The sequence below is a fragment of the Pseudomonas sp. H1_F01 genome (assembly GCF_054681425.1).
Window position 1 is genome coordinate 547,964 of sequence record NZ_CP162823.1, and the last position, 24,343, is coordinate 572,306.

Sequence of the window (24,343 nt, forward strand, 5' to 3'; positions counted from 1 at the left end):
GTTCGATGGCCTGGCTGTGACAGAGGACGGGGGCCGCCGGTGCCCCGTCGTATAACCGGACCGTGGGCGAGCATCTGTCGCCCCTTGAGGAATTGACCATGTTCGAACTGCGAGTCTTGAGTGGTCTGCACCGAGGTGCGGCGTTGCCGCTGGTTGGCGAGCAATGGGTGGTCGGGGCGGCCGAGGATGCCGACCTGGCGCTTTACGATCCGGGCATCTGTGGGCGTCACGTGGGCCTGCGGCAGGTGCAGGGCCAGTGGCTGCTGGAACTGCTGGAGGGCACGGTTTGCGATGGACAAGGCCAGCCCTGGGCTGCGGCCGAGCCCTTGCAGAGCAATGCCCCATTTGCCGTGGCAGGCGTCTGGCTGTGCCTGGCCCCGGCCGATCAGCCTTGGCCCGAAGAGGCGGCGCTGGATGACGCCGCGCACTTGGCGGCGGAACGGGAAACCCTGAAGCCCGCGACACGGCCGTCGTGGCCCAAGCGCCTGGCCATTGCCGCAGCGGTGATCACCGTTGCCTCCAGCGCCTTGGCCTTTACCAGCCAGCCGGCGCAAACCGTGGCGCGCAGCCCGGCCCAGCAGCTCAAGCAGAGTAAGGTGGCCTTGGACAATGTCGAGGCGGTCCGCCTGGAGCTTGATCGCATGCTCCAGGAACGTGATTTGGGCGCCGGTGTGCGGGTCGAGAGCCAGGGCGACCGGCTGGTCCTGGTGGGCGAGTTGCCGCGTCAACGCCTGGCGATGGTCGAACGGCTGATCGAGCGCTTCCACGACCGCTACGAAACGCCGGTCGGGATCACGGCCAACGTCAAGGAACGGCTGACGAAGCTGCCGTTTCAGATCGCCCAGATCGTGGGCGGCAAGCATGGTCATGTGGTCACGGCCGATGGACGTCGGTTGTTCCTGGGTGACCAGATCGATGGCCTGCGCTTGACTGCCATCGACAGCGGCAAAGTCACCTTCGAGGGCGACCAACGCTACGAGGTCACTTGGTGATGACGCAGGCGGCCATCGCGCGACTGGAGGCCTGGGAGGCCGGGCAATTGGCGCACTTGCGTCGCTTCGCGCCGGTCATGGTGCGCGGGCGGGTGCAGCGGGTCAGCGGCATCTTGCTGCAGTGCCGACTGCCGGGGGCGCAGATCGGCGACCTCTGCCGGGTCGAGCGCGACACACGCGAGCCGCTGCTCGCCGAGATTGTCGGCTTCGACCAGCACGATGCCCTGCTCAGCGCCCTGGGCGGCCTGGAGGGGATCCGGGTCGGTGCGGCGGTGGAGCCGCTGGGCATGCCGCATCGGGTGTGCGTGGGACCGGAGCTGCTGGGTCAGGTGCTGGATGGCTTCGGCCGGCCCCTGTTGGACGGCGGGACGGGGGCGTTCGCCGGTCCGCATGTACTGCATGCCTCGGAAGTGATTGGCGAGGCGCCTGCACCCACCGCACGACCGCGTATCCAACGGCCCTTGATGACCGGCGTACGGGCCATCGACGGCCCGCTGACGCTCGGTGAAGGCCAGCGTGTGGGGCTGTTCGCCGGCGCCGGTTGTGGCAAGACCACGCTGTTGGCGGAGATTGCCCGGAACGTTGACTGCGATGTCATCGTGTTCGGCCTGATCGGCGAGCGTGGGCGCGAACTGCGCGAATTTCTCGATCATGAGCTGGATGATGAACTGCGGGCCCGCGCGGTGCTGGTGTGCGCCACCTCTGACCGCTCCAGCATGGAACGCGCCCGCGCGGCATTCACCGCCACGGCATTGGCCGAGGGTTTCCGGGCCCGGGGCCAACGCGTGCTGCTGCTCATCGATTCGCTGACCCGCTTCGCCCGGGCCCAGCGTGAGATCGGCCTGGCCGCTGGCGAGCCGTTGGGGCGCGGTGGCTTGCCGCCGTCGGTCTACGGCTTGCTGCCGCGTCTGGTCGAGCGGGCCGGCCTGACCAACGAGGGCGCTATCACCGCTTTTTATACGGTGCTCATCGAGCAGGACTCCATGAACGATCCCGTGGCGGATGAAGTGCGTTCGCTGCTCGACGGTCACATCGTGCTGTCACGCAAGCTCGCGGAACGCGGCCACTACCCGGCAATCGATGTGCTGGCCAGCCTGTCGCGAACCCTGGCCAACGTGGCCGAGGCGGAGCACCTGCGGGCGGGCATCAATCTGCGTCGATTGCTGTCGGCCTATGAGCAAATCGAATTGATGTTGCGCCTGGGCGAATACCAGGCCGGCGCCGACCCCTTGACCGACCTGGCGGTGGAGTCGCGAGGGGCCCTGGACGCCTTTCTGCGCCAGGACCTGCGTGAGCCGGAGCCGTTTGCGTCCACGCTCGCCCACCTGCAGCAGTTGACCGCTTATGTCCCGGGCTGATCTGGACGCCCTGGCGCCGATACGCCGCCACCGTGAAGCGCAAGCCGAGCGGGCGTGGCGCCAGCAGCGTGAGCTTTTGCGTGAGCGCGAAGCCGCGGTTGCCGCCGCGCGCGCGCAGATGCAGGCGACTCGTGAGCAGCAGGTGGTGCAGCGCGAGGCGTTGTACGGCGAGCACCGTGGCCGGGCGTTGAGCGTGTGCGAACTGAATGCCTGGAGTACCCAGGAACGTCGTTTGATCGGCGAGCTGGCCGAGCAAGCGCGGGCAGTGCAGGCACTGGACGATGAGCAGGCGCAACAGGTACAGCACACGGCCGCTGCCCAGCAGCAGCTACAAGGGCGCCGGCGAGATCTGGAAAAGCTCAGCGCAATGATGGAGTGCCTGGTGGAGACCCCCAGCGATGAATGAACGCAGCGTGCGCGGTGCGCCGACACCGCACGGCAATCCCTCGGCGACCCCCGTCCGGCATCCGCCGCGGGCGTATGAGCAACCGCCTGCCCAGGTGAGCCGGGCAAGCCGTCCGGCGGCACGCGAGTCCGCCCCTGCCACCGGGCGTGACCCCGACATGACGGCAGGAAGCAGTGACGGCTACTGGTTCCGCCAATGGGTCGATGCGCCACGGGGCGGCACGCAGGATGACAGCGCCGGCACCGGTTCGCTGTCGGGCCTGGTGAATCTTCCGGGCGGTGAAGAGGAGGCGTTTGTCGACCAGCTCACGCCACGCTTGCGTGCCACGCTCGACCAGCAATTGGACCTGTTGCTGCATCTTCCCAACCTGGGCCGCATCAAGGTATCCGCCCGGCGGCTAGGCGAGGCGTGCGGGTGGGACATCGGCCTGAGCAGCGAAAGTGCCGACGTACAGGCGCGGCTGTCGAGTCGATCCGGGCGCCTCGAAGAGGCACTGACCCAAAGCCTGGGCCAGCCGGTGAGCGTGCGTGTGGCGCGGGAAGAAGAGGTTAGCGCGACATGACAGTCCATGCATTGGCGCTGCCGACTGTAGGCAGCGAGGACGCCACCGCCCGGCGACTATTGGGAATTGGCGTCCGGTTGCCCTTCGAGGTGGCGGGCGAGGCGGGCCTGCTGGAACTGACCCCGGGTGGCACCGCTGGGGGGACGCCGTGTGTGCTGGCGTGTGCCCATGGTGTCTTTACCCTGGACGAGCCCGGCGCGGTGCTCAGTCTGTTCGGTGAATGCCCGGTGGTCCTGCCTGCCGAACCCGGACCGGATGACGCGTGGTTCTGGTCGCTGTTCCAGCAAACCCTGGGCGAGCCCCTGCGCCAGGCATTCGGTTTTATCAAACCAGCGGCCGGGCCCGCGGTGCAGGGCATTGCCTGCCGGCTCGACGTGAGGGTGGGCGCGGCCCGCGTCACGAGCCATCTGGAAATGACCGGTGCGACCCTGCTGGGGCTGCTTCGCGCTACGCCTTGGCAGCGGCCGGCAGCGCCAGGGATCGCGGGCTTCGTGCTGCATGTTCCGTTGGAACTGGGACACCTGGCGCTGGCCGCCGGGCAGTTGGCGACGTTGCGCCCCGGTGATGTGTTGGTGCCGCAAAGCGCTCTGTTCGATTCATCCGGCCAAGGGCTGATTCGCCTGGGCCGGCATTGTTTGCAGGTGCGGGTTCACAGCCGTGCCGCGCCGTTGCGCCTGACCTTGCTCGCTCTGGAGGAGACCGTTATGAGCACCACCGCCGACACCGACATCCTGACGCCGGACTGGGACGATAGCACCGGCTACGAACCTGACGCCCAAGCCGCTGAGGCGGTCGAGCACCCGGAGTCGGCCTATGCCGCCGCTGACACCGAGGAAGCGCCGATGACGGAGCCGGTCGCGGCCGAAGTCCCCGAGCGCTTCGACGACCTGCCGCTGGCGCTGACGATACGCTGCGGTCATTTGCAGCTGACCTTGGGCGAGCTGCGCAATCTGGCGCCCGGCGCGGTGCTGCAAGTGCAAGGCGTGGCACCGGGGACAGCGGCGCTGTTCTATGGCGAACGTGCCCTGGCCCATGGTGAGCTGGTCGAGGTCGATGGCCGGTTGGGCCTGCAAATCGCTCACGTGGATGTGGCTGGATGAGCTTCCAGGGGGTCGACCCCTTTCTGTTGGCGCTGTTCATTGGTGGGATTTCGCTGGTCCCCTTGCTGCTGATCATCTGCAGCGCCTTTCTCAAGATAGCCATTGTGTTGACCATCACCCGTAACGCCATCGGCGTGCAGCAGGTGCCACCCAATATGGCCTTGTATGCCATTGCCCTGGCCGCGACGCTGTTCATCATGGCGCCGGTGGGCCACAACATCGCCGAACAGCTGAAAGAACGGCCGTTGGATTTCAGCAATACCGAGGCGTTGCAAGGCTCTGCCTTGAACGCGATAAAACCGTTGCAGGCCTTCATGTCGCGCAATACCAACCCGGACATCCTCGCCCACTTGCTGGAGAACACCCAGCGGATGTGGCCCAAGGAACGCGCCGAGCAGGCCAGCCGCGATGACCTGATGCTGCTCATCCCGGCCTTCATGTTGTCGGAGCTCGAGGCCGGTTTCCAGATGGGATTCCTGATCTATATCCCGTTCATTGTCATCGACCTGATCGTGTCCAACCTGCTGCTGGCGCTCGGCATGCAGATGGTCGCGCCCATGACCATTTCGTTGCCGCTCAAGCTGCTGATTTTTGTCCTCGTGCAGGGCTGGACGCAATTGCTCGACAGCCTCTTCTATTCCTATCTTTGAGGATGTGCGATGGACGCGCTGACGTTGTTTAAGGAAGGCATGTTGCTGGTGGTCCTGCTCTCCGCGCCGCCCTTGATCGTGGCGGTGATTGTCGGTGTGCTGACCTCCCTGGTGCAGGCCTTGATGCAGATCCAGGACCAGACCTTGCCCTTCGGCATCAAGCTGGTGGCGGTCGGGTTGACCTTGCTGGTCACGGGGCGCTGGATCGGCGTGGAGTTGCTGGGACTGCTGCGCCGGGCATTCGAAATGATGGCCAACACCTGATGACGGCCCAGGCTTTCGGCCCGTATTTCGACTTGCTGCTGTCGATCGCGCTTGGCATGGCGCGCATTTACCCGGTCGCATACCTGGTCCCGGTATTTTGCTTCCAGCACCTGCGAGGCTTGCCGCGCCATGCCGTTGTGTTTGCCCTGGGCATGTTGCCGGCACCGGGTATTCGCCAGGCGCTGATCGACGCCCAGGTCAATTGGCTGTCGCTGGCCGGGTTGATGTTCAAGGAGCTGGTGCTGGGCTTCTTGCTCGGGGTGCTGCTGGCGATGCCGTTCTGGTTGTACGAGTCGGTGGGTGCCTTGCTGGACAACCAGCGCGGTGCGCTCATTGGTGGCCAGTTGAACCCGGCGCTCGGCAGCGACACCACGCCCCTGGGCCTGCTGTTCAAGGAGATGACGATTTTGCTGCTGGTCACCACCCTGGGCATTGGCACTTTGACCCAGGTGATCTGGGACAGCTACCTGGTGTGGTCGCCAACCGTTTGGTTTCCATTGCCTGGCGCGGACGGCTTCGGCGTGTTTCTCGGGCTGCTCGGCGAAATGTTCATGCACATGATGCTCTATGCGGCGCCCTTTATCGGCTTGCTGTTGCTGGTGGAGTTCAGCCTGGCGTTGCTCAGCCTGTATAGCCCGCAATTGCAGGTGTTCGTCCTCGCCATGCCGGCCAAGAGCCTGATCGGCCTGGGCTTCCTGCTGTTCTACCTGCCCACGCTGTGGGATGCGATGACGGGCCGTCTTGGTCGCTATGGCGAAATCCGGCATCTGCTGCACCTGTTGTTGCCGTCACCCTGAAGGAGGGCTTCGGGCATGAGCGAAGACAGTGGAGAAAAGACCAAGCGGGCGACGCCGAAGAAGATTCGCGACGCGCGCAACAAGGGCCAGGTCGGCCAAAGCCAGGACTTGAGCAGCCTGCTGGTGCTTGCGGCGATCACCGAAGTGGCGTTGACCCAGGCCGACGACAGCATGCAGGCCTTGGGAGACATGGTGACATTCCCGCTGCATCGGCTGGATGTCGATTTCGTGCGTGCCTTCGAGGAGACCTTGGCTCATGCCGGTGGCGTGTTGCTCAATTTCACCTTGATGACCGTGGGGTTGGCGATCGTCACGCGCCTGGTGGCCGGTTGGATACAGTTCGGTTTCCTGTTTGCCCCCGAGGCCCTTCAGCCCGACCCGAACCGCTTGAACCCGATGAACCAGGCCAAGCAGATGTTCTCCGGCCAGGCGCTGATCAACCTGTTCATGGGGCTGGTCAAGGCCGTGTTTATCGGCACCGTGATTTATCTGGTGACCCTGCCTGCACTCGGGTCGTTGATCAATCTGGTCAACGGCGACCTGAACAGCTATTGGCGCGGGCTGGCCAGCCTGTTTTGGCACATCATGCACATCTGCCTGGGCGTGTTGCTGGTGCTGGCGCTTCTCGACTTCGGCCTGCAGAAATATTTCTTCGCCAAGCGCCTGCGCATGAGCGAGGAAGAGGTGCGCAAGGAGTTCAAGGAAATGGAAGGCGACCCCCACGTAAAAATGCATCGCCGCAGCCTGGCCCGGCAATTGGTCGACCAGCCCGTCAACAAAGAGACCAAACCGGTGGAAGACGCCGACATGCTGGTGGTCAACCCCACCCACTTTGCCGTCGCGCTGTTGTATCGCCCCGAGGAAACGCCGCTGCCGCAGTTGATCGTCAAAGGTGTCGATGCCGAGGCCCGGGCGCTGATCGAGCGGGCCAAGGTGGCGCGGGTTCCGGTTATCCAGTGCATCTGGCTGGCGCGCACGATCTACCGTGAAGACGTCGGCGCCTATATCCCTCGGGAAACGCTCCAGGCGGTTGCCCACATTTATCGGGTGTTGCGCGAACTGGATGACGAGGCCAAGGGCGAGGTCATCGAGATTCCGGAGTTGAACCAGCGTTGAGGTCGATGGAACCGATGCGCACGCGCTTGCCACTCAGGGAATGAGCCAGGCTCGTCCGGAGGATACCGGCCTGCCGACAGTGCCCACCACACAGACATCGACTCGTGGAGGATTCCCATGCCCGAACCCAGACCCCTGACGAGCCCCTTAGGGGGCACAGGTGCCCTGCGGGGCACCGACAGCTTATCGCCATCGCGCTCACCCTCGCTGAGCCAACGACCCCGTGAGGCGCAGCAGCGCGAAGGCACCCAGAGCCTGCATGATCGGGGACGTTCTTCCTCGACACCACCGGCGGTGCATCAGCGCGGCCGCACCCGAACGCGAGACACCAACCACACGGCGGCACCGAATGACACGCAACCGCTGGATGACGCGCAAACGCCCAGCCGCACACCGGACTCTTTCATGAGCGAGATGGAAACCCGTCAGAAGCAGTTGATGGAAAAGCAGTTCCAGCTGCAAATGGGCATGGAGGAACGCCAGAGCGCCATGTTGCTCGTTAAAAGCTCCGCCGACATGGCCAAGCTGATGAGCGATACGGTGACGGAGGTCACCAAGGGCTTCATGGACAGCGCAAGGAAAGTCATGCAGGAGGGTGGCGAGGCGATGAAGCTTCGATAAAGCGATGAGCCTGCATAACCCTGTGTAGGAGCTGTCGAGTGCAACGAGGCTGCGATCTTTTCAAAGACACTTGAATCTCAAGCGAAAGATCAAAAGATCGCAGGCTTCGCCAGCTCCTACAGAGTCCCGCGGTAGTAATTCCAGGCCACGGGTGCCTATCCCAATCGGGTGCGGCTCATGTTGAGCGACGCCGGACGCGGACCGCCCGGCGTTGCAGGCACCGCCAAGCGCGCCCGAACGTCGCCGACCTGGGCGATGAAGCCCACGACCCAATGGCAGAACTGCACCTCATCGAGCATCGCCAGTGGGCAATGGGCACACAAGCGAACGCTGCTCTTGTCATCCAGGGCCAGCCAACTGCCGCCGAGCAGATCCAAGCGAAAGTTGAGTTCCAGCAAGCGCTTGTGCAAACCGGGCGCGTGGGCAGGTACATCGATCGAGCTATGGAGGATGGCGACATCGCCGTGACCGGGCAGCTCGATGACCACGGCTTCGCGGTTGCTCGCGTCATACAGCGCGCACACGCCACCTTCCAACTGCAAGTCCGCATGCAAATGTTCCGCGAGGGCCGAGATCAAGCGCTGGGCAAGCGGTGCGACGGTCATGGGAAACCTCCCTGAATAAAGCCTGTATGAATCACTGTGTTTCCCTCAATACGTGGCTGAGTAGTCGTCGAGGTCTTCCAGGCCCAGCAGCGACAATTGCCGGGACTGGATTTCATCGAGCAGTTCAATGGATATCGACGAGTCCGGCAGCGCCTGCCAGACCACGAGTGCTCGCTGCGGATCAAGAAATACGAACAACTGCGCGTAGTCGGTCGGGTGGGCGAAACGCCGTTCGAGGGCATGCTGGATCTGGTTTGCACGCAGCGCCTGGCTTTGTATTTGTAAGGCGAGCCCCACGCTGTGGGGCTCGCGTCGCAGACAGAACTCAATGCCTGGGGCTATTTCCCAATACGTTGCGATGCCGGCGATGATGTTCTTCTGGAAGGCCTGGCGAGTGCTTACGCTGTGTACCGAAAAAGACATAGCGTTTCAGTTCTCCAATGGGACGACCGAATGGTCCAGTGGGTGTTCGGGGGAGCCAAGGCCGCCGCGCATACCGGGTGACCACCAGATCACCAGCCGACCGTTGTCCGGTTCGGCGCGGCTGCAGGCATCGCCCTGGCAACCCGAGCGGTTCGCGCAGCCGGCGAACACCGGCAGGCTCAGCAATAAAACGAGCAGCAGTGGCGTGCGACTCATGGCAGGGTCCTCGCGCTGGTTTGCAGAAGAGAAGGGCGCTCGCCGCCTGGCGTGCGCGTGGGTTGTTTCATGACCACGAACACTTCCGTTTCCTCGCCGGGCTCAAGCCACACCTTCGGCCAGGCGGAGGTGGCCAGGGTCCAGCGACTGCCGCAGCTTGCCTCGTCGAAACGCAAGCGCCGCTGATCGTCGTTGCGTATCACGCCCACGGCGATGCCGTAATCGGGGCCGGCGAACCATTGGGCCCGGGCGGCGTCCAGCGATAGCCCGGGTTGCAACGCGCACAATGTGTCGGGCGAATAGGGAATCGATGGGGCTTGCTTGAACGTGGCCGGAATGTTGCCGTCGGCGAGTTGGGCGAGCACGTCGCTGACCTCGATACGACCGACGGGGCGGGTGCCGTTGCGACGCTCTTCCAGGCGGGCCATGGCGCTGTCGACCTGTTCGCGGTCAAGGGCGGAGATGTAGCGGGCCGGGTCGACCTGGTCACCGATCAGGCGCGGCGTCAGGATGAACACCCGCTCGCGGCGACTGGTTTCGCGGGTGGTCGAGGAAAACAGCAGCGGCCCGATCAGCGGGATGCGACCCAGCCATGGCACCCGTTCGAGGTTGTCGCCGGTCTCTTCGGTATGAAAACCGCCTACCACCAATGACCGGCTTTCCCCCATGACAGCCTGAGTGCTGACTACGCCCCGGCGCACGCTGGGCGTCTGCTGGCCGACCTCCGAGGGTTCGATACGGCCGTCCTCGATTTCCAGGGACATCTGGATCTGGTTGCGGCCCCCGGTCTCGATGGCATGGGGCACGACCTGCAAGCTGGTGCCTGCCGTGATGGGTTCGACAGTGGCTACACGCTCGCCGATGGCCGAGATGTACTCGGTCCGGCTGAAGTCGATGACCGCCGGCTGGTTCTCCAGGGTCAGTACCGACGGGTTCGCCACCACCGAGGCCAGGCCACGGCCCTCCAGGGCCCGCAGTTGCGCGGAAAAATCGCCGTAGTCCTGAATGAACACCGTCGAGCTGGCGCCAGGTCGAATCATCGAGGCGCCGCCGATCAGGTCGCCGCTCTCGACGTTCCAGTTCGAGGCCAGCTCGGCCAGTTGGGTGCGGTCGATGTCGAGGATGATCGCGTCGATTTCCACCAGCTTGCGCGGCACGTCCACATCGCGAATCAGCGGCGTGTAGATTTCCCGTCGCTTGGGGGCGTCGTAGATGAGCACCGCGTTGTTGCGCACGTCGGCTTCGACGCGGATCTTGCCCCGGCCGCCTGCACCGCTGTTCGCGCCGGATGGTACGCGGCTGGTGTTCGGACGACCCATGCCGTTCATTGCCAACTGTTCGATATTGCCCATGGTCATGGACTGCTGGTTCTGCATGTTCTGGAACGACGCCTGTGGAGAGGCCGTCTGCATGCCCCCCGACACGGCGCTGCGACTTTCCAGCAAACCTTTCAGGATGCTGGCGACCCCGGGAATGACCAGCGTTTCGCCGCGGTACTTGACGTTGCGGTCGGCGGCGGTGGCATAGCGCAGCGGGAAACTGATCACTTCCTGCTTCTCTTCGGGTGTCTTGCGCACTTCGGCAAACTGCGCCACCAGGCGCACGTAGCGCTCCGGGCCGGAGACCAGGACCACGCCTTCGTCGGGCAATTCACCCCAGCCGAAACGCGGATCCAGCAGGCCGATGTCGGTCAAGGCCTGCTTCATGTCCGGGACGGCATCGGCGGATACTTCCAGGCGCGTGGAGTCTTGGTTCTGCAAGGGGCTGACGTACAAGGTGTTGCCGTACATGAACCACTGGAAGCGATTTTCCAGGCCGAGCCTGTCGAGGAACGCCTGGGGACTTTCGGCGCGCATCCGGCCGTCGACGGTGCCTTTCACGGTGCCATCGATCACCAACTGCACCGCGAAGGTATTGGCGAAGTCGCCGAGTACCTTGGCCAGCGGCGTGCTTTGGGCGTCATAGGCGTAAGGCGTGTTCTTCCAGTCGGTCGGGACTGCCGCCTGTGCCGGCAGGCTAGCACCCAGTGCACCGGTCAGCGCCAGCGCGATCAGCGAAGGTCCCGTCCAGCGGTGTGCGATCAACTGGCGAAGGTGTACTTTGCCTGCGGTCATCAAGCGGTACGGTGCAAGCCACCTGTTAGGCATGACGGATTCCTGTTCCGAGCAAGTGAGAGTGCGAGAGGCGTCGCGCCACTGGCGCGGCAACGGCTCGTTGGTCTTTATTGAGAATCGATTGCCAGGTGTCACGCTGGTTGAGCAGTGCTTCGAGCACCTCGATCAAGTCGTCGATGTGCCTGTCCGGCGGCAGTTGCGCCAGTAGCCACAACCGGCCGTCTTGTGGCGAACGGGCCAGCGCGCCGGGAAATCGCGAGAGGCTTGGGTGCGCCAGCCGAAGCAGGTCTTCCAGAGCCACCTCGCGTGTCGCCGGGACGCTCAGCTCGACCGATACCAGCAGGCCCTCTTCGAGCTTGCTGAACGTTGCGTCGCCATCGTCGATGACAACGGTGAAGTGCTCCGGGCCATCGACGCTGGCGCTCCAGCGGGTGAGCTGTGTGCGCAGCTCATGGCATTGCATCGATGATCGCCTTGGCGAGGTTGTGATGGGCCGTGGTCTGTTGAGTGGCTGCGTTCACCGCGACGGACATGCCGTTCATGCTGGTCACGAATGAGTGCATGTCGTCGAGTGACTGACTTTCTGCTGCGTTCATCGCAGCGTTGTTGACGTTGTCGGTCGCGCGTTGGAAGTAGGTGTCGAGGCGGCGCTGGACGGCATCGGCGGAAGACATGGGCGGTTCCTCTGGGCTGGGCATGTTCACGGTGTGAGTGGTGGGTATGCCGTTGGCGGTTCCGCGCGGATGAGGAAAAAAACTGACGGGGTGATGGTGGCCTTAGTATCCGGACAGGATTTCTTTGACCGGGTACATATCCGTTGCTGCGGTAACGGCTGCTTAGGGTTCCGCCCTTACGGCGGGTCACTTTTTTCAGACGCCAAAAAAGTAACCATCAAAAAGGCTTTGCCCCACCACTCGGTGCCTCGCCTAGGCTCGGCATGCCCGAACGCAGGCATTGCGTAGTGGGAACCTCGGCATGGATGCCGAGGTAGCCGCGCTGGGCCATGAATGGCCCTTCGCGGCGGGCCCACGGAGCAATGCCTTCGTTCGGCCATCGTGGTTAACGGGGCGCCGAGATCAACGTCCGCCGCGAGGCGGCCTAGTAGCCGACCTGGCTCTCCCGGTCGTACACCCATCAGATTTGTGGGAGTAAAGCTTGCTCGCGAGGCGGCCTGACAGCCGACCTGGTTCTCCCGGTCGTACTTCGATCCATTTGTGGGAGCGAGCAAGCTCGCTCCCACAGTTTTTTCCGGGGTGTTCACAGGCATCGCAGTCACCCCAAATCCCCTGTGGGAGCGAGCTTGCTCGCGATGGCGGAGGGTCAGCTTGCGGTGATGTTTTGTGGTTCGGGCAGGCGCAGGGCCTCGACGGCGGTGGGCCAGTCGAGCTGGTATGTACCGCCTGGTGTTTCCAGCTTCAGTTGATGTCGTTCCATGTCGGCATCGGCCACTGGCGTCCAGGGGCGTCGGCTGTCGGTGCCCAGGCTCCGGGTCAGGCTTGCCAGGTCTTCAGGATGACAGCGAAGGGTGGCGCTGATCGGGTCGTCCTGACGCGACGCCAGTTGGCGGACGAGCGCATCGATGCGTGCCTGCTGCGGGACCTCGTTCAACAGCGTCCCCAGGGCCTCGTTGACCAAATGTGCAGCACTGCTCTCGATCCGCTCCCACATGGCTTGACGCTGGGTGTCCCATGCGGCGAGCAAGGTTTCGGCCTTTTCCCAGAATTGCGCTTGAGCCTCGAGCACGGTCGCGTCCGCCTCTGCGTTGGCGCGTTCAAGCAATTGCCCCGCCTGCGCCTGGGCCTGTTCGAGGACGACCTGTGCGCGGGCACAATCAACCAGGGTTTCGCGCGCGATGTAGGGCTGCGACAGGCCCTGGCCATCGGGGCGCAGTTCAAGCGAACGCCGAGCGAGCATCGTGTCTCTCCGTTTGGATAGGGGCCGAGGGTGCCAGGCTTTGCTCTGCTTTCCAGCAGGCGGACTGCCAAAGCGTGTTCAGCTTGGCGGCTGGCGGTTGAGGGGCTGGCGCCGATTCGATGGCGATGATTCTGTCGCGTGGGAACGCCAGGCGCGCGCGTTCCCAGGCCCGTTCGTCCAGCCATGCGCGCAGCAGGGCGAGTGGATCCTGGTCTTGTTCGAGCCAGTGCCCCGGGCGCAGGGCTCTGGCGGTGCGCTCGCACCAGGCCCGGTCCTGCGCCGAAAGTGCCTGTGTTGCCGTTAACGGTGCGCAAGTGTTCGCCACCAATTCGCAGGCAAGGGCCAAGGTCCGGGGCGTGCCGCAGAACAGCGATTGCAGCGCCGGGCTGGGTGGTGGTGGCGTGCATGGCGTCATACCGAAGCTGTGGGCAAGCGCGGCATGTTGCCCTCGGGCGAGGACGTCGATCTGTGGCGCGGTCAGCAGGCCAAGCGCCGGCGAATACCAGCCCCGGTCTGCTTCGCGCCACGCGAGGCTCCACCAGCGAACCCATGCAATTTCCGCCGTCATGCGGCGGTCCCGTTACTGTCGGGTTTGGTCCCCGGGTTTTTCACGGCGAACAGCCCAGGTGTCGCGCTGCTTTGGGGGGCGGCGGGCGTCCTGGCTGGTTTGCTGAACTTGCGATCGAGAAGTCGTGGCAGCACTAACACGCCTTGGCGCCATAGCCGGTAGAGGCCATACAAGACGCCCATCAGGATGGCAAGCAAGGTGATGCTTGCCGTCACGGTCACCGCCCGCCAATAGCCGATGTCGTCGGCCTGCATGAGGAACGGGCCGAAATACGCCATCTTGCGCCGCTCCTGATACGGTGCGGCGGGAACGAAGACCACCGATAATTTGGTCGGGTTCTGGGTAGCATCGGCCATGCCGGGGATCCCGCTGGCGACCAGGTTGCGCACGCGCGGGGTAATGCTGTCGGGGTCCAGGGCATTGGTGTGCTTGATAAACACCGAGGCCGATGCGGGTTGGACCGGCTCACCCGGGGCCACCCGTTCCGGCAGGACCACATGGACCCGGGCGAGCACCACGCCGTCTATTTGTGAAAGCGTCGATTCGAGCTCCTGGGACAGCGCATAGATGTAGCGGGCACGTTCTTCCATCGGCGTGGAAATGACCCCTTCCTTGCGGAAGATCTCCCCCAGGCTGGAGCGTGAGCGACGCGGCAGGCCGGCGGCCTCGAGTACCTGGACGGCGCTGTTCATGTCGGCAGGCTCGACCAGTACGGTCAGCCCGTCTTTATCGACCTGCTTGCTCGCTTCCACGTTCTTGTTCGCCAATTCGGCGATCACTTCGTTGGCATCCTGCTCGGAAAGATGGCTGTGCAGCGCCGTCCGTTCATCGCAACCGGTGAGCAGCAGACACAGCAACAGTGTTGAGAATGCGCGCATGGACATGACCGGCTTTCCCTTTACTGAAGATTGGTGAGCTTCTCGATTGCCTGGGAGCCCTTGCTGACGATTTTCGCGGTCATCAGGCTTTCCAGGTGGAAGGATGACAACGAGCGGTTCGACTGCAGCATGTCTTTCGGGTCGGCGGTGCGGATGGCCTTGAGCATGTCCCGGTTGGCGCGATCATCTAGTCGCTGCAATTCGCCGGAGCGGCTCGACAACGAATCGATGATTCTTGCGGCGACATTGTTTTCACTGTCCGGGGCGGGGGCTTTGTCGCGCATTTGCGCGTTGAACCAACTGACATCGCTGGTCTCGGCGCTCGCGTGTGGCTTGGCGCTGGTTTTGGCAGCGGTGGAGGCGAGGTTGCTGGGGTCGATGGCTTGTACGTCCATGGCGTTTCTCCTGTTTCAAAGGCTTGCTTCAAAGTGTCAGTTTCAAAGGGCGGGTGCCTTCAGGCGCACATCAGCCTCAAGACGTTGCGAGCGCTACCGGTGACGCTCAGGTGAAACTCGATTTCCTCCCGGTTGCGCCGGGTACGCTGGCGCAGCGGGGGCTGCTGGCCGGCCAGGCGGGCAAGGGCGAAGTCCAGCTCTTCCAGGGCAAGCTGGAACAACCGGGTTTCGCGAGCATCCAGCGCTGTGCCGCGGGCAATGCGTTCGGTCCATGTCCAGCGTTCTGCGTCGGGGGTCGCCGGTGGGGGATAGCGCGCCGGGTGCTGGTCCATGAACGCGGCGATCTCGAACAACAGGTCCTGGTCGTCTGGTTCATACCGCGCCTGGCCGTCACCTTCCTCGATGTCCAGCAGCGTCAGCAGTTTCCTGCGGCCCAGGACCGCGATGATCTTGAGCAGCAGCGACAGGCTCGCGTCATGACGACTGCGCCGCGTGGCGTGATCACCCTCCATCTCCCAGGCGCCGAACAGCGCGCCACAGAAGGGGTTGTTGGCATTGCCGAAATCACTTTGGCTGTCGACATCGTTGTCACCGATGGGCTGCCGGCGATGGGCGAACATCTGCGCCAGATCGTTGAACAGGTCTTCATTGGAATAGGCATCATCGATGTCGACGTCGAGATTGGAACCGGTGCCACCGTTGATCTCCTCCAGGATGTCTTCCAGGACCAGTCGCAAAGGGTCGTCGGTCTCTGCGGCCAATCTGTCCTGGGGGCTGGGCCAGCCGAACCGCGACTGTCCGCCCGTCGAACCGTGTTCGGCGCCCCACTGGACGAGCGACTCCCTCAATCGGTCGCCGGTCCCGTGCAGTGCCAGATGCTCGGCGACCACGTTCGCCAGGCCCGGCGGGGTAGGGGCGGGGCGCCGCGTGGACTCGTCATGGGGCAGGTCTCTCTGGGCACGAAGGCTGTCTGGCAAGTCGATGTGCATAGGGGCCTCCTCGCATCGCGCTTGAAGTTACCCCGCCGGAGCGGGGCTGAAGCGAGAGGGTCAGAATCGTATGTTTTTCGAGGCCTCCCCCATGGCGGTGATGGCTTTGGTTGCGGTGTCCATCGACCCTGCCGCGATTGCGTTCATGGTGTCGGCGACCAGTTTTTTCTGGTCGAATTGGGATTTCATGGTTGTCATCGCAGCCGAGGTCGCGTCCATCTGCTGCATGGCAGCCGTGGAAGCGGCGAGAGAAGCTCCACCAAAACTCATAGTCGTATCTCCGGGTTGTGGAATGGCAAGACGATCGTGAACGTCTCGATGGTTAAGTGGCGACCGTTGTGTAAACGGTTCCACCGATCCCACTCAACTCGTCGATATTTGCAGGCACTTCATCCGGTAATACAGCGTGCGCCGGGCGATACCCAGTTCGGCGATGACCTTGTCGATGCAATGATGGTGGCGGCGCATGCAGTCCTCGATGAGGATTTTTTCGAACTGCTGCAGGTGCTCTTTCAACTTGAGCGTCGAGCTGTTGTGTTCCAGTTGCTCGGCGCGGGGCAGTGCCGGCAAGCCGAGCACGTATCGTTTGGCGGCGGATTGCAGCTCGCGGATGTTGCCAGGCCAGGCGTAGCCGAGCAGTTGGCGCAACAGCGCTGGCGACGGTGCGACGTAGGGCCGGTCAAGTGCCTGGGCCTCCCGGCGCACCAGCGACTGGAACAGCGGCACGATGCGCTCCTTGCGGCTGCGCAGTGGAGGCAGCTTGAGGCTGATGATGTTCAGGCGAAAATAAAGGTCCCTGCGAAACTCACCACGTTCGACCATTTCTCCCAGCGGGCACTGGGCGGAGGCGATCACTCGCATGTTCACCGGGATGCTCTGGGTCGAGCCCAGGCGCTGGACCGTCCTGGATTCCAGGACTCGCAGCAGCTTGGCTTGCAGGCCCAACGGCATGCTGTCGATTTCGTCCAGGTACAGCGTGCCGTTATGCGCGGCTTCGACGAACCCCGCGCGATTTTGGTTGGCCCCGGTAAACGCGCCGGTGTTGGCCCCGAAAAGCTGGCTCTCGGCGAGGGTTTCGGGAATGGCGGCGCAGTTGATGGCAACGAACTTGCCGGAGCAGCCGGACATGCGATGGATCTTTTCTGCCAGCGTGTCTTTACCGGTACCCGTCTCGCCGCGCAGCAACACGTCGATCATGAGCGGAGCGACGCTTTGGACGAACGCCTCAAGGTTGAGGGCATCTTCTTTATAGGGATTGGAAAGTGCAGCGCATAGCAGCTTTTGCATCACTGACGATTCCATTTCTTGTTTGGTTAGGAGGGTCGACAAGTTGAACGATGAAAAGGCGTGTGAAACTTCCTCTAGTTAGCGCCGCCGCGCGACTGCACTGGTAATGAACATTTTGCTGGTCACGAGGTTTAGAGAAGAGATTAAAAAAAAGTTCATGCTGGCACGGCCGCTGTTAATCGATTCAGCTAAACGGTCAACGGAGCTCAATTGCCCTGCACAACCCGTCTGGCATGGGGCACAGGCCGAAAAGGATCGGTAATGGCGCCGTTTGGAAAAATTGGATCCGACAAACGGTTCAGCCCAGACCCTTACTTTGAGCAAGAGCTCTAAAAGCAAACACTAGGCATAACTTAGTGGCGTCAGCCTAGAGGCGGCTGACAATACGTGTTGTAGTTAATTCGTCAGTTCGAAACCGACCATGGGCAATAACAGCCGACCGCCAACGTGTGAGTCGCACTAACTTCCCGGCCGACACTCAACGCCTCGAGAATCGGCTCGATGAAGCTGTTGCTCGAGTTGCAGGTCAGGCCTTCGCTGTAGGGGCCGAAGTACGCCAGTTTGCCGCTGCGATCCCAGATCGCTACGGCCGGGCTTGCAGGAATCTGGCTTGAACCGGGGAGCGTCGGGAGGGTTTTGAAGTGGCTCAATGTGGCTGGCAACTGACCTTGGCTGCCGGCTTTTTGTACCGCATAAAACTCGACGCCTTGCGGTACATATTTATCGACCAGCTCGGAAAGGTGTTGCTGGTTGCCGACGTTGCACGGGCACGCCGGGTCCCAGAAATGTACCAGACGTATCGCACCGGGACCGGCCAGATCGGCAGGCAGGCGCAGCGGGTCGCCGGAAAACACCGCGGTGTGTTGGCTGAAAGCCCGCAGGAAACGGCCCTGGAACCAGTCGTAGGCCATCCACAATACGACGGCGCATCCGAGGGCGAGCAGGCTGGCGAGCAAGGTCGTGCGGTGGGACGGGCGCATGGAGTCGATCCTCTGAAGCCGCGTAGCTTGCCATGCCTGCCGCGACAGATGAATATCGCAGGCTTACAAAGTCTGTTTCGCGCGATGCGCCTATGCCTGGAAATCTTGATGCCTGCCACTTTCGACCCCGATCTCCTGCGTGCCAGCCTGCAACCGCTGGCCCAGTGGCAAGCCCTGTCCGAGCAAGCCCAGGCCTACCAGCGGTTCTATGGCCTGGACTTTCCCCAGCGCAGCGTGCGCAAGGGATTGGGGCGTTTCGAGGCGGGTGGGTATGAGCTGGTCAGCCAGGTCTGGTGGCCGGAAAAGGCCGTGGCGACCTTGTTTGTGTTCCACGGTTACTACGATCACATGGGGCTGTATCGCCATTTGATCGAGTGGGCCCTGGAGCAGAAGTTCGCGGTGATCGCCTGCGACCTGCCGGGCCACGGGCTATCCAGTGGCGAGCGCGCCAGCATCGGGGATTTTGCCGAATACCAGGCCGCGTTGCAGGGCCTGTTGGCCGAGGCCCGGACGCTGGACCTGCCGCAACCCTGGCATCTGTGCGGGCAAAGCACCGGCGGGGCCATCGTCGTCGATCACGTGCTCAACCAGGGTGCGCAGAGCCCGGCGCAGGGCCAGGTCATCCTGCTGTCGCCCCTGGTGCGGCCGCGGGCCTGGGGATGGTCGCGCCTGAGTTATTACCTGCTCAAGCCCTTCGTGAAGGGGATTGCCCGACGCTTCAGCGAGAACTCCACCGACCCGGACTTCCTGCCGTTCCTGCAAGCCGACCCGCTGCAACCACTGCGCCTGCCCACCGCCTGGGTGGGTGCATTGGGGCAATGGATCAAGCGTATCGAAGCCGCCCCGAGCAGCTCGCGCCAACCATTGATCGTGCAGGGCCAGGCGGACATGACGGTGGATTGGGCGCACAACCTGCAAGTGCTGCGCAGCAAGTTCGATCGGCCGCAGGTGTTGATGTTGCCCGAGGGACGCCATCATTTGGCGAATGAGGCGCTGGCGTTGCGGCAGGAGATGTTTGGTTTTCTGACGAAGCGGATGAGCCGGATTCGGCGGTGACTGGGTTATTGCTATCGCGAGCAAGCTCGCTCCCACAGGGTATTGAGCTGCTAGATCCAATGTGGGAGCGAGCTTGCTCGCGATGGCGGCGCTGAACTACTGCCCGAGATTCTGCCCCACCGCCAACCCCGCCCGAATCGCCGCCAAAGCCGCCTGATAATAAGCCTGGCCCTCGGTCGATTCGGCGAAGGTGGCGAACTCTTCCAGCTCGGTATCCGTCAGGTCACGGTAGACGTACAGCAGCGTGTTGTTCAGGTCCGCGCCGATCTGTTCCATTAACCGCTGGCGCTGGCCGTTGAGCATGCCCTGGGCCTGGCCGCCGCCCAAGAGTCCCGGGATCATCGAACTCAGGCTGTCGGCCGCCACGCCGGCGATCGCCAGGCTGACTTCGGCGCCGGCCTCGCGGGCGGGCAGGGCCTGGGCCAGGTGGCCGATGATCAACAGGCGGTTGTCGCTGGCTGGCATCTTCGGCAGGCCCTTGGCGTTTTTCGCCAATTGATCACGCCGGGTCGCCAGCAACTCGGCCGCCACGACCTTGCGACCCAGGGGTGATTGGAAAAAGCTCAGGGCCGGGCTGGGGTCACGCAGATTCTTGCGCATCTGCGCCTCGGCCCGCTGGTCCATGGCCTGGGAGGCGAAACGTTGATTGCTGTTGTTCACCAGGGCCTGGAACACCGCCGGCGGCAGGCTGCTCTGATAGCGCTGCTGGGCGGCGCTCAAGGCGTCATTGAAATGCGCCCGCTGTTCCGGCCAGCCGGCGACCTTGTACAACTGGTCGTAGCTGTCTGCCCAGGCGGGCAAAACGCAGAACATCAACAGTGAGAAAAGCAAACGGCGCATAGGGACTCCTGTCAGCAGCCGACTATTCTCCGTGGGGTGTGGGGTCTTGTCGAGAATTCGTATCAAGTTCGTACTGCGATGCTATTTGACGCAGCGAACCCGCTGCGTGGCGCTGTCGGTTTTGCAGGCACAGGCATACTATGCGCGCCATGCAAATACCTTCTGATCACCCGCTGCTGTTACGTATCGTCGACGATCTGGCCGAGCACGGCTGGTCGCAGCAGAACCTCTTCCTGCCGGATGCGCTGACCCGCGCCCTGGCGGCCGAATGCCGCCAGCGGGCCGCCGAGGGCGAACTGGCCCCGGCAGCGGTCGGGCGCGGGCCGTTCTCGGAGATCCGCGAAGGGATCCGGGGTGATCACATCCAGTGGATCGAACCCGGCCAGGCGCAAGCCTGCGACCATTACCTGGCGCTGATGGACAGCCTGCGCGAGGCGATGAATCGCGGGTTGTTCCTGGGCCTGGAAGACTTCGAAAGTCACTTTGCCCTCTATCCACCCGGCGCGTTCTACCTCAGGCACGTCGACCGCTTCCGCGATGACGACCGGCGCATGGTGTCGGCGGTGCTCTACCTCAATGACGAATGGTTGCCGGAACACGGCGGCCAGTTGCGCATGTACCTGGACGAAAGCCTCGAACAGGACGTGGTGCCCATTGGCGGTTGCCTGGTGGTGTTCCTGTCGGGGGACATTCCCCATGAAGTACTGCCGGCCACGCGCGATCGCCTGTCCTTGACCGGTTGGTTCCGCCGTCGCGGCAACGAGTTGTTCTGAGATGGAAAAGATCCTGGTCAGTCGCTGCCTGCTCGGGCATCGCGTGCGCTACGACGGCGGCGCCAGCGGGCCGTTCGATCAACTTCAGCAATGGCTCGACGAAGGCCGGATCGTACCGCTGTGCCCGGAAGTCGCCGGCGGCTTGCCTACGCCTCGGGCGGCGGCGGAGATTCCTGGCGGGCAGGGCGGGCAAGTGCTCGACGGTCAGGCGGCGGTGATTACTACCGACGGCGAGAATGTGAGTGCGCAGTTCCTGTCGGGCGCGTATCAAGCGCTGGAACGGGTGCGTGAACACGGCATCCGCATCGCCGTGCTCAAGGCCAACAGCCCGTCGTGCGGCAACCTGTTGACCTATGACGGAACGTTCAGCGGTGTGAAAGTCAGCGGCGAAGGCGTGACGGCGGCGTTGCTCAAGCGGCATGGCGTGAAGGTGTTCAGTGAGCTGGAGTTGCCTGAAGCGGCGGCGGCCCTCAAGGCCCTGAACAACGAGTAACCTTGAGCCGCGCAGTTCTCAGCGGCAAGGAACTCTCTGTGGGAGCAAGGCTTGCCCGCGATACAGGCGCCTCGGTCTCTGAAAGACCGCATCGATTTCATCGCGGGCAAGCCTTGCTCCCACAAAATCGCTTGCTACTGGGTTATAGCTGCTCAGCCAACTGCTCAATCAGCTCCTGGCGCTCTGCCTGGCTCAATCGCGGTTGAGTATTCAGGGATGACCATTGCGGATGCGCCCGCGCCTTGTTCAAGGTTTCGGGTAGCTTGCCCTCGCGCCAGGTCTTGTCCTGGGGCGTGGCGATGCGGATGCTGTCCATTGCCGCATGGCCGCGCTGGTTGAGGGCTTGCAGCAGTTGGCGTTGGCGCAGGGCCAACAGGCGCAGCACGCTGTCGTCCACCGTCAATTCCCGTTGCCCCTTGAGCTTGCCCATCAGCCGGTTGCCATAGCTGCGGGCCGTTTGCAGGGTGCCGCCGACAATGGCCCCGGCCAGGGCAGCGGCGCCAAGGGTCAGGCCGCCCACCAGCAAATCGACGCCGGCCCCGGCCGCTGCGCCCGCCGCGATCCCGCCACCGACGCGTACGCCCAGTTGCTTGAGGGTCTCGGGGTTGAACAGGTCATCGCCCCAGCGCCCGTCGAGCAGCGGCAGATCGCTGGCGGCGGCGTCCTGGGGACGAAAAGCGTAAAGCTTGAGCAGAGCCTCGACGCAGCGCTGCTCGCGCTGACGCACCGCGTTGCGCAGTTCACTGATGGCCTCGCGTTCCAGTTCGGCGTCGCTGGCGACGCTGCGTCGGCAGGCGGCGCAGTCGATCAGCAGTTCGGCGATCAAGCGCGCCGCGCTCTGCTGGCGGGCCAGGCGTTGGGCCTGTTGATCGGCGACCAGGCGTTCCAGTTGCCCACGGGCGCTTTCCAGCAACAGCGCGAGGCTCTCATACAGACGTCGCTCGCCGTCCTCGGGCGGGGCGACGCTGTCAAAACGTACCAGGGCGTGCAGCCCCAGTCGTGCCAGGGCTTCGCGCCAGTCGAGCTCGCGATGGTGGGCGCTGCTGACGAAATTCAACACCGGCAGCAGCGGCTTGCCACAACTGGCAAGGACTTCCAATTCATCGCGGTACTTGGCCAGCACCGGCTCCCGGGCGTCGATCACATAAAGCCCGGCGTCGCTGGCGAGCAGTTGCCGCAGCACTTTGGCTTCCTGTTCGAAGCGTTGCCGCGCCTCGCTGCCCTCGAGGAAGCGGGCCAGGCGCGCCGGACCGTCGAGGCGTTCGCCAGGTCGCTCAAGGCGCTCGAGGTAATCGAGCAGGGCGATGGCGTCCTCCAGGCCCGGCGTGTCGTACAGCTCCAGCAGCGCTTCGCCGTCCACCGACAGGCGCGCACCTTCGACATGCCGGGTGGTGCTCGGGCGATGGGACACTTCGCCGAAGCCGACGTCGCGGGTCAAGGTACGCAGCAGCGAGGTCTTGCCGACATTGGTGTGGCCGACCACGGCCAGCTTCAGCGGCTTCATGGGCTCAGTCATGGCCGGTCTCCAGCCAGTTCAAGGGCATGCAGTCGGCGAAGGGCAACTGCAACTGTTGCAGTGCGGTGTGCCAGTCGCCCAGGCGCTCGGCGTCCAGCGCTTCGCCGGGCGGCGCCTGCAACAGCCAGACGCGGGTGGCGCTGGCGCTGCGGGCCAGCTCGGCGATCAGCGCCAGGCTGCCGCGGTCCGGCGAACGGCGTGGGTCGCAGGCAATAGCCAGGCGTGCCGGCGGAAAGCGCGACAGCTGTTCGAGGAGTTTGTGGCGCGACTCGCGGCTGTCGAGAATGCCGGCGCTTTTCACGGTTTCGGGCAGCTTGGGCGGCCAGGGCCGGTCGTCCAACTCGATTGCCACCAGCAGTGCGCCGTCGCTATTTATTGCACTGACAGCATTTTCGATGGGATGCAGTTGCGCGGGGGCGGTGTCGTTGACGCCCAGTCGCTCGCTGCTGGGCATCAGCCGTTCACGCAATTGGGCGTAGCCCGGCAGGTTCAGGTCCAGGCGCAGGGTGGCGCGGCCGCGACGCCAGCGCCACAGGCACAGCAGTGCCAGGCCCAGGCGCGGCAACAGGCCATAGACCAGCAGCACACCGACCAGCCAGCCAGCCCAGGCCTGGCGCGCGCTCTCGATGTTCAGGGCGGCATCGCCACTGGCGCGGATCATTTCCACCGTCGGCACGCTGAAGCCCAGCAGGGCGGGCAGCGCGCCGAGGGCCTGGGTCATGGCGACGAAGGTCTCGCCGCCGAGGATGGTGGTTTCCCAGACGAAGCCATAGCGCCGGGTCGCCATCAGCAGCAGGACGATGACCAGCGCGCTGAGCATCGCCAGCAGCCACAGGCCATTGACCAGCACGCCGAGGGCCCAGCGATTGAGTTTGTGCCGTTGCAGCAACAGCAGCAGGGCCGGCGCCAGTTGGGCGGCCTTGGCGTCGCGGGCGAGTTTTTCGCTGAGCCACAACCACAGGCGTGCCAGCGTGGCACCTTGCTCGCCAGCGAATATCAGGCCCAGGGCCCAGCCGATGAGCAGGATCAGGTTCAGCCCCAGCAGACTGCCCAAGGCCCAGAACACATTGACCGCTGCCTGCCCGTTGCCAAGTGCGGCAAAGCCCAGGCCGGCGCCGCTGATGACGGCGAGCAGCGCCAATGCGATCAGCGCCAGGCGCGCCCCTTGCAGCCAATGGCGCAGGGCCTCGGTGAGGCCATCGCGCTCGGCCAGCCAGCGGGCACGGTGGCGGATGCGAGTGGCTAAGTCGCCGCCGGCTGCACGGGCCAGGCGATTGGCTTCCTGGTCCTCGAGCGGGCCGGCGTGTTCTTCACGCAGGCGTATCGTCTCGGTCAACCAGAGGTTTTGCAGTACTGTCACGAGTGCTTCCGTTGCTCGAATGAGGGTTGAGCATAACCGCTGTGATGCCTGTCGGGGTACGCCGAGCCTC

General features: G+C 63.9%; 30 protein-coding genes. 13 read left to right on the forward strand and 17 right to left on the reverse strand.

Going from position 1 to position 24,343, the window contains the following annotated elements:
* Positions 1–98 precede the first annotated feature (98 nt).
* From AB4O09_RS02480 to AB4O09_RS02525, 10 genes are all read left to right on the forward strand, one after another.
* Positions 99–992: an FHA domain-containing protein gene (locus AB4O09_RS02480; RefSeq protein WP_460107909.1), complete on the forward strand. Its 894-nt coding sequence runs from the start codon at positions 99–101 to the stop codon at positions 990–992.
* Entirely contained in the window at positions 992–2,350 is a 1,359-nt protein-coding gene (locus AB4O09_RS02485) for a FliI/YscN family ATPase (protein ID WP_013694489.1), read from the forward strand. Before AB4O09_RS02480 ends, AB4O09_RS02485 begins: the two co-directional genes overlap by 1 nt.
* A complete protein-coding gene (locus AB4O09_RS02490; protein ID WP_460107910.1) occupies positions 2,337–2,756 on the forward strand; it encodes a hypothetical protein in 420 nt (139 codons plus the stop codon). Before AB4O09_RS02485 ends, AB4O09_RS02490 begins: the two co-directional genes overlap by 14 nt.
* Positions 2,749–3,318 carry a type III secretion protein gene (locus AB4O09_RS02495; protein WP_223472109.1) on the forward strand — a complete coding sequence of 190 codons (570 nt, stop codon included), beginning with the start codon at positions 2,749–2,751 and terminating at the stop codon, positions 3,316–3,318. Before AB4O09_RS02490 ends, AB4O09_RS02495 begins: the two co-directional genes overlap by 8 nt.
* Positions 3,315–4,418: a type III secretion system cytoplasmic ring protein SctQ gene (sctQ, locus tag AB4O09_RS02500; protein WP_043042054.1), complete on the forward strand. Its 1,104-nt coding sequence runs from the start codon at positions 3,315–3,317 to the stop codon at positions 4,416–4,418. Before AB4O09_RS02495 ends, sctQ begins: the two co-directional genes overlap by 4 nt.
* Positions 4,415–5,068 (forward strand): type III secretion system export apparatus subunit SctR, encoded by a 654-nt coding sequence (sctR, locus tag AB4O09_RS02505; protein ID WP_014340722.1) that lies wholly within the window; start codon positions 4,415–4,417, stop codon positions 5,066–5,068. Before sctQ ends, sctR begins: the two co-directional genes overlap by 4 nt.
* Before the next feature lie 9 nt (positions 5,069–5,077).
* Entirely contained in the window at positions 5,078–5,332 is a 255-nt protein-coding gene (gene sctS, locus AB4O09_RS02510; RefSeq protein WP_003206603.1) for a type III secretion system export apparatus subunit SctS, read from the forward strand.
* Entirely contained in the window at positions 5,332–6,129 is a 798-nt protein-coding gene (sctT, locus tag AB4O09_RS02515) for a type III secretion system export apparatus subunit SctT (RefSeq protein ID WP_003206600.1), read from the forward strand. Before sctS ends, sctT begins: the two co-directional genes overlap by 1 nt.
* 15 nt (positions 6,130–6,144) lie before the next feature.
* Positions 6,145–7,245 carry a type III secretion system export apparatus subunit SctU gene (gene sctU, locus AB4O09_RS02520; RefSeq protein ID WP_460107913.1) on the forward strand — a complete coding sequence of 367 codons (1,101 nt, stop codon included), beginning with the start codon at positions 6,145–6,147 and terminating at the stop codon, positions 7,243–7,245.
* A gap of 117 nt (positions 7,246–7,362) precedes the next feature.
* Positions 7,363–7,866, forward strand: a complete 504-nt coding sequence (locus tag AB4O09_RS02525; RefSeq protein ID WP_003206597.1) for a hypothetical protein — start codon at positions 7,363–7,365, stop codon at positions 7,864–7,866.
* A gap of 155 nt (positions 7,867–8,021) precedes the next feature.
* On the opposite strand, the gene AB4O09_RS02530 is transcribed toward AB4O09_RS02525, so the two are convergent.
* The 14 genes from AB4O09_RS02530 to AB4O09_RS02595 form a co-directional block, all read right to left on the reverse strand.
* Complete coding sequence (locus AB4O09_RS02530) at positions 8,022–8,471, reverse strand: type III secretion system chaperone (RefSeq protein WP_003206595.1); 450 nt, start codon at positions 8,469–8,471, stop codon at positions 8,022–8,024.
* A 45-nt stretch (positions 8,472–8,516) separates the two neighbouring features.
* Positions 8,517–8,894 carry a hypothetical protein gene (locus tag AB4O09_RS02535; protein ID WP_003206593.1) on the reverse strand — a complete coding sequence of 126 codons (378 nt, stop codon included), beginning with the start codon at positions 8,892–8,894 and terminating at the stop codon, positions 8,517–8,519.
* A 6-nt stretch (positions 8,895–8,900) separates the two neighbouring features.
* Positions 8,901–9,110, reverse strand: a complete 210-nt coding sequence (gene hrpT / locus AB4O09_RS02540) for an HrpT family type III secretion system protein (protein WP_003206591.1) — start codon at positions 9,108–9,110, stop codon at positions 8,901–8,903.
* Positions 9,107–11,257, reverse strand: coding sequence for a type III secretion system outer membrane ring subunit SctC (gene sctC, locus AB4O09_RS02545; RefSeq protein WP_013694484.1), 2,151 nt, complete (start codon positions 11,255–11,257; stop codon positions 9,107–9,109). The genes hrpT and sctC overlap by 4 nt, the downstream gene beginning before the upstream one ends.
* Positions 11,250–11,687 carry a type III secretion system chaperone gene (locus tag AB4O09_RS02550; RefSeq protein WP_003206587.1) on the reverse strand — a complete coding sequence of 146 codons (438 nt, stop codon included), beginning with the start codon at positions 11,685–11,687 and terminating at the stop codon, positions 11,250–11,252. Before AB4O09_RS02550 ends, sctC begins: the two co-directional genes overlap by 8 nt.
* Positions 11,674–11,898: a type III secretion protein gene (locus AB4O09_RS02555; RefSeq protein ID WP_003206585.1), complete on the reverse strand. Its 225-nt coding sequence runs from the start codon at positions 11,896–11,898 to the stop codon at positions 11,674–11,676. Before AB4O09_RS02555 ends, AB4O09_RS02550 begins: the two co-directional genes overlap by 14 nt.
* 646 nt (positions 11,899–12,544) lie before the next feature.
* Complete coding sequence (gene sctL / locus AB4O09_RS02560; RefSeq protein ID WP_003206583.1) at positions 12,545–13,138, reverse strand: type III secretion system stator protein SctL; 594 nt, start codon at positions 13,136–13,138, stop codon at positions 12,545–12,547.
* Positions 13,116–13,706 carry a hypothetical protein gene (locus AB4O09_RS02565; RefSeq protein WP_003206581.1) on the reverse strand — a complete coding sequence of 197 codons (591 nt, stop codon included), beginning with the start codon at positions 13,704–13,706 and terminating at the stop codon, positions 13,116–13,118. Before AB4O09_RS02565 ends, sctL begins: the two co-directional genes overlap by 23 nt.
* Positions 13,703–14,590 carry a type III secretion system inner membrane ring lipoprotein SctJ gene (gene sctJ, locus AB4O09_RS02570; protein ID WP_013694482.1) on the reverse strand — a complete coding sequence of 296 codons (888 nt, stop codon included), beginning with the start codon at positions 14,588–14,590 and terminating at the stop codon, positions 13,703–13,705. Before sctJ ends, AB4O09_RS02565 begins: the two co-directional genes overlap by 4 nt.
* Positions 14,591–14,604: 14 nt before the next feature.
* A complete protein-coding gene (sctI, locus tag AB4O09_RS02575; protein WP_003206577.1) occupies positions 14,605–14,979 on the reverse strand; it encodes a type III secretion system inner rod subunit SctI in 375 nt (124 codons plus the stop codon).
* A gap of 59 nt (positions 14,980–15,038) precedes the next feature.
* Complete coding sequence (locus AB4O09_RS02580) at positions 15,039–15,968, reverse strand: type III secretion protein (RefSeq protein WP_013694481.1); 930 nt, start codon at positions 15,966–15,968, stop codon at positions 15,039–15,041.
* A gap of 60 nt (positions 15,969–16,028) precedes the next feature.
* Positions 16,029–16,238, reverse strand: coding sequence for a type III secretion system major pilin HrpA (locus AB4O09_RS02585; protein ID WP_003206573.1), 210 nt, complete (start codon positions 16,236–16,238; stop codon positions 16,029–16,031).
* Between the two features lie 93 nt (positions 16,239–16,331).
* The gene (locus AB4O09_RS02590) at positions 16,332–17,255 is read right to left on the reverse strand and encodes a sigma 54-interacting transcriptional regulator (RefSeq protein WP_003206571.1); all 924 of its coding nucleotides are present in this window, start codon (positions 17,253–17,255) and stop codon (positions 16,332–16,334) included.
* A gap of 404 nt (positions 17,256–17,659) precedes the next feature.
* Complete coding sequence (locus tag AB4O09_RS02595) at positions 17,660–18,235, reverse strand: DUF6436 domain-containing protein (RefSeq protein ID WP_003206570.1); 576 nt, start codon at positions 18,233–18,235, stop codon at positions 17,660–17,662.
* A 108-nt stretch (positions 18,236–18,343) separates the two neighbouring features.
* Between AB4O09_RS02595 and bipL the strand changes: the two genes are divergently transcribed.
* Positions 18,344–19,291 (forward strand): phospholipase BipL, encoded by a 948-nt coding sequence (gene bipL / locus AB4O09_RS02600; protein ID WP_460107915.1) that lies wholly within the window; start codon positions 18,344–18,346, stop codon positions 19,289–19,291.
* 96 nt (positions 19,292–19,387) lie between these two features.
* Here the strand turns inward: bipL and AB4O09_RS02605 are convergent, their stop codons facing one another.
* Positions 19,388–20,131, reverse strand: coding sequence for a DUF2059 domain-containing protein (locus AB4O09_RS02605; RefSeq protein WP_003206565.1), 744 nt, complete (start codon positions 20,129–20,131; stop codon positions 19,388–19,390).
* Positions 20,132–20,271: 140 nt separating this feature from the next.
* Here AB4O09_RS02605 and AB4O09_RS02610 point away from each other — a divergent pair, with 140 nt between their 5' ends.
* Both AB4O09_RS02610 and AB4O09_RS02615 read left to right on the forward strand, forming a co-directional pair.
* A complete protein-coding gene (locus AB4O09_RS02610) occupies positions 20,272–20,904 on the forward strand; it encodes a 2OG-Fe(II) oxygenase (RefSeq protein WP_003206563.1) in 633 nt (210 codons plus the stop codon).
* A 1-nt stretch (position 20,905) separates the two neighbouring features.
* Positions 20,906–21,397: a 2-thiouracil desulfurase family protein gene (locus AB4O09_RS02615; RefSeq protein ID WP_003206561.1), complete on the forward strand. Its 492-nt coding sequence runs from the start codon at positions 20,906–20,908 to the stop codon at positions 21,395–21,397.
* 142 nt (positions 21,398–21,539) lie between these two features.
* Here AB4O09_RS02615 and AB4O09_RS02620 read toward each other — a convergent pair whose 3' ends face one another.
* Both AB4O09_RS02620 and AB4O09_RS02625 read right to left on the reverse strand, forming a co-directional pair.
* The gene (locus tag AB4O09_RS02620) at positions 21,540–22,913 is read right to left on the reverse strand and encodes a GTPase/DUF3482 domain-containing protein (protein ID WP_003206558.1); all 1,374 of its coding nucleotides are present in this window, start codon (positions 22,911–22,913) and stop codon (positions 21,540–21,542) included.
* Positions 22,906–24,273: a DUF2868 domain-containing protein gene (locus tag AB4O09_RS02625; protein WP_053163571.1), complete on the reverse strand. Its 1,368-nt coding sequence runs from the start codon at positions 24,271–24,273 to the stop codon at positions 22,906–22,908. The genes AB4O09_RS02620 and AB4O09_RS02625 overlap by 8 nt, the downstream gene beginning before the upstream one ends.
* Positions 24,274–24,343 lie beyond the last annotated feature (70 nt).

Bases quoted from the DNA above. Each gene is read 5' to 3' on its own strand.
- sctS (WP_003206603.1), top strand. From the start codon at position 5,078: ATGGACGCGCTGACGTTGTTTAAGGAAGGCATGTTGCTGGTGGTCCTG.
- AB4O09_RS02495 (WP_223472109.1), top strand. From the start codon at position 2,749: ATGAATGAACGCAGCGTGCGCGGTGCGCCGACACCGCACGGCAATCCC.
- AB4O09_RS02485 (WP_013694489.1), top strand. From the start codon at position 992: ATGACGCAGGCGGCCATCGCGCGACTGGAGGCCTGGGAGGCCGGGCAA.
- AB4O09_RS02585 (WP_003206573.1), bottom strand. From the start codon at position 16,238: ATGAGTTTTGGTGGAGCTTCTCTCGCCGCTTCCACGGCTGCCATGCAG.
- AB4O09_RS02490 (WP_460107910.1), top strand. From the start codon at position 2,337: ATGTCCCGGGCTGATCTGGACGCCCTGGCGCCGATACGCCGCCACCGT.
- sctQ (WP_043042054.1), top strand. From the start codon at position 3,315: ATGACAGTCCATGCATTGGCGCTGCCGACTGTAGGCAGCGAGGACGCC.
- hrpT (WP_003206591.1), bottom strand. From the start codon at position 9,110: ATGAGTCGCACGCCACTGCTGCTCGTTTTATTGCTGAGCCTGCCGGTG.
- AB4O09_RS02605 (WP_003206565.1), bottom strand. From the start codon at position 20,131: ATGCGCCGTTTGCTTTTCTCACTGTTGATGTTCTGCGTTTTGCCCGCC.
- sctC (WP_013694484.1), bottom strand. From the start codon at position 11,257: ATGCCTAACAGGTGGCTTGCACCGTACCGCTTGATGACCGCAGGCAAA.
- AB4O09_RS02615 (WP_003206561.1), top strand. From the start codon at position 20,906: ATGGAAAAGATCCTGGTCAGTCGCTGCCTGCTCGGGCATCGCGTGCGC.
- AB4O09_RS02530 (WP_003206595.1), bottom strand. From the start codon at position 8,471: ATGACCGTCGCACCGCTTGCCCAGCGCTTGATCTCGGCCCTCGCGGAA.
- AB4O09_RS02620 (WP_003206558.1), bottom strand. From the start codon at position 22,913: ATGACTGAGCCCATGAAGCCGCTGAAGCTGGCCGTGGTCGGCCACACC.
- sctI (WP_003206577.1), bottom strand. From the start codon at position 14,979: ATGGACGTACAAGCCATCGACCCCAGCAACCTCGCCTCCACCGCTGCC.
- sctR (WP_014340722.1), top strand. From the start codon at position 4,415: ATGAGCTTCCAGGGGGTCGACCCCTTTCTGTTGGCGCTGTTCATTGGT.
- AB4O09_RS02535 (WP_003206593.1), bottom strand. From the start codon at position 8,894: ATGTCTTTTTCGGTACACAGCGTAAGCACTCGCCAGGCCTTCCAGAAG.
- AB4O09_RS02525 (WP_003206597.1), top strand. From the start codon at position 7,363: ATGCCCGAACCCAGACCCCTGACGAGCCCCTTAGGGGGCACAGGTGCC.
- AB4O09_RS02555 (WP_003206585.1), bottom strand. From the start codon at position 11,898: ATGTCTTCCGCCGATGCCGTCCAGCGCCGCCTCGACACCTACTTCCAA.
- sctJ (WP_013694482.1), bottom strand. From the start codon at position 14,590: ATGTCCATGCGCGCATTCTCAACACTGTTGCTGTGTCTGCTGCTCACC.
- AB4O09_RS02480 (WP_460107909.1), top strand. From the start codon at position 99: ATGTTCGAACTGCGAGTCTTGAGTGGTCTGCACCGAGGTGCGGCGTTG.
- AB4O09_RS02550 (WP_003206587.1), bottom strand. From the start codon at position 11,687: ATGCAATGCCATGAGCTGCGCACACAGCTCACCCGCTGGAGCGCCAGC.
- bipL (WP_460107915.1), top strand. From the start codon at position 18,344: ATGCCTGCCACTTTCGACCCCGATCTCCTGCGTGCCAGCCTGCAACCG.
- sctT (WP_003206600.1), top strand. From the start codon at position 5,332: ATGACGGCCCAGGCTTTCGGCCCGTATTTCGACTTGCTGCTGTCGATC.
- AB4O09_RS02595 (WP_003206570.1), bottom strand. From the start codon at position 18,235: ATGCGCCCGTCCCACCGCACGACCTTGCTCGCCAGCCTGCTCGCCCTC.
- AB4O09_RS02580 (WP_013694481.1), bottom strand. From the start codon at position 15,968: ATGCACATCGACTTGCCAGACAGCCTTCGTGCCCAGAGAGACCTGCCC.
- AB4O09_RS02590 (WP_003206571.1), bottom strand. From the start codon at position 17,255: ATGCAAAAGCTGCTATGCGCTGCACTTTCCAATCCCTATAAAGAAGAT.
- AB4O09_RS02610 (WP_003206563.1), top strand. From the start codon at position 20,272: ATGCGCGCCATGCAAATACCTTCTGATCACCCGCTGCTGTTACGTATC.
- sctU (WP_460107913.1), top strand. From the start codon at position 6,145: ATGAGCGAAGACAGTGGAGAAAAGACCAAGCGGGCGACGCCGAAGAAG.
- AB4O09_RS02565 (WP_003206581.1), bottom strand. From the start codon at position 13,706: ATGACGGCGGAAATTGCATGGGTTCGCTGGTGGAGCCTCGCGTGGCGC.
- sctL (WP_003206583.1), bottom strand. From the start codon at position 13,138: ATGCTCGCTCGGCGTTCGCTTGAACTGCGCCCCGATGGCCAGGGCCTG.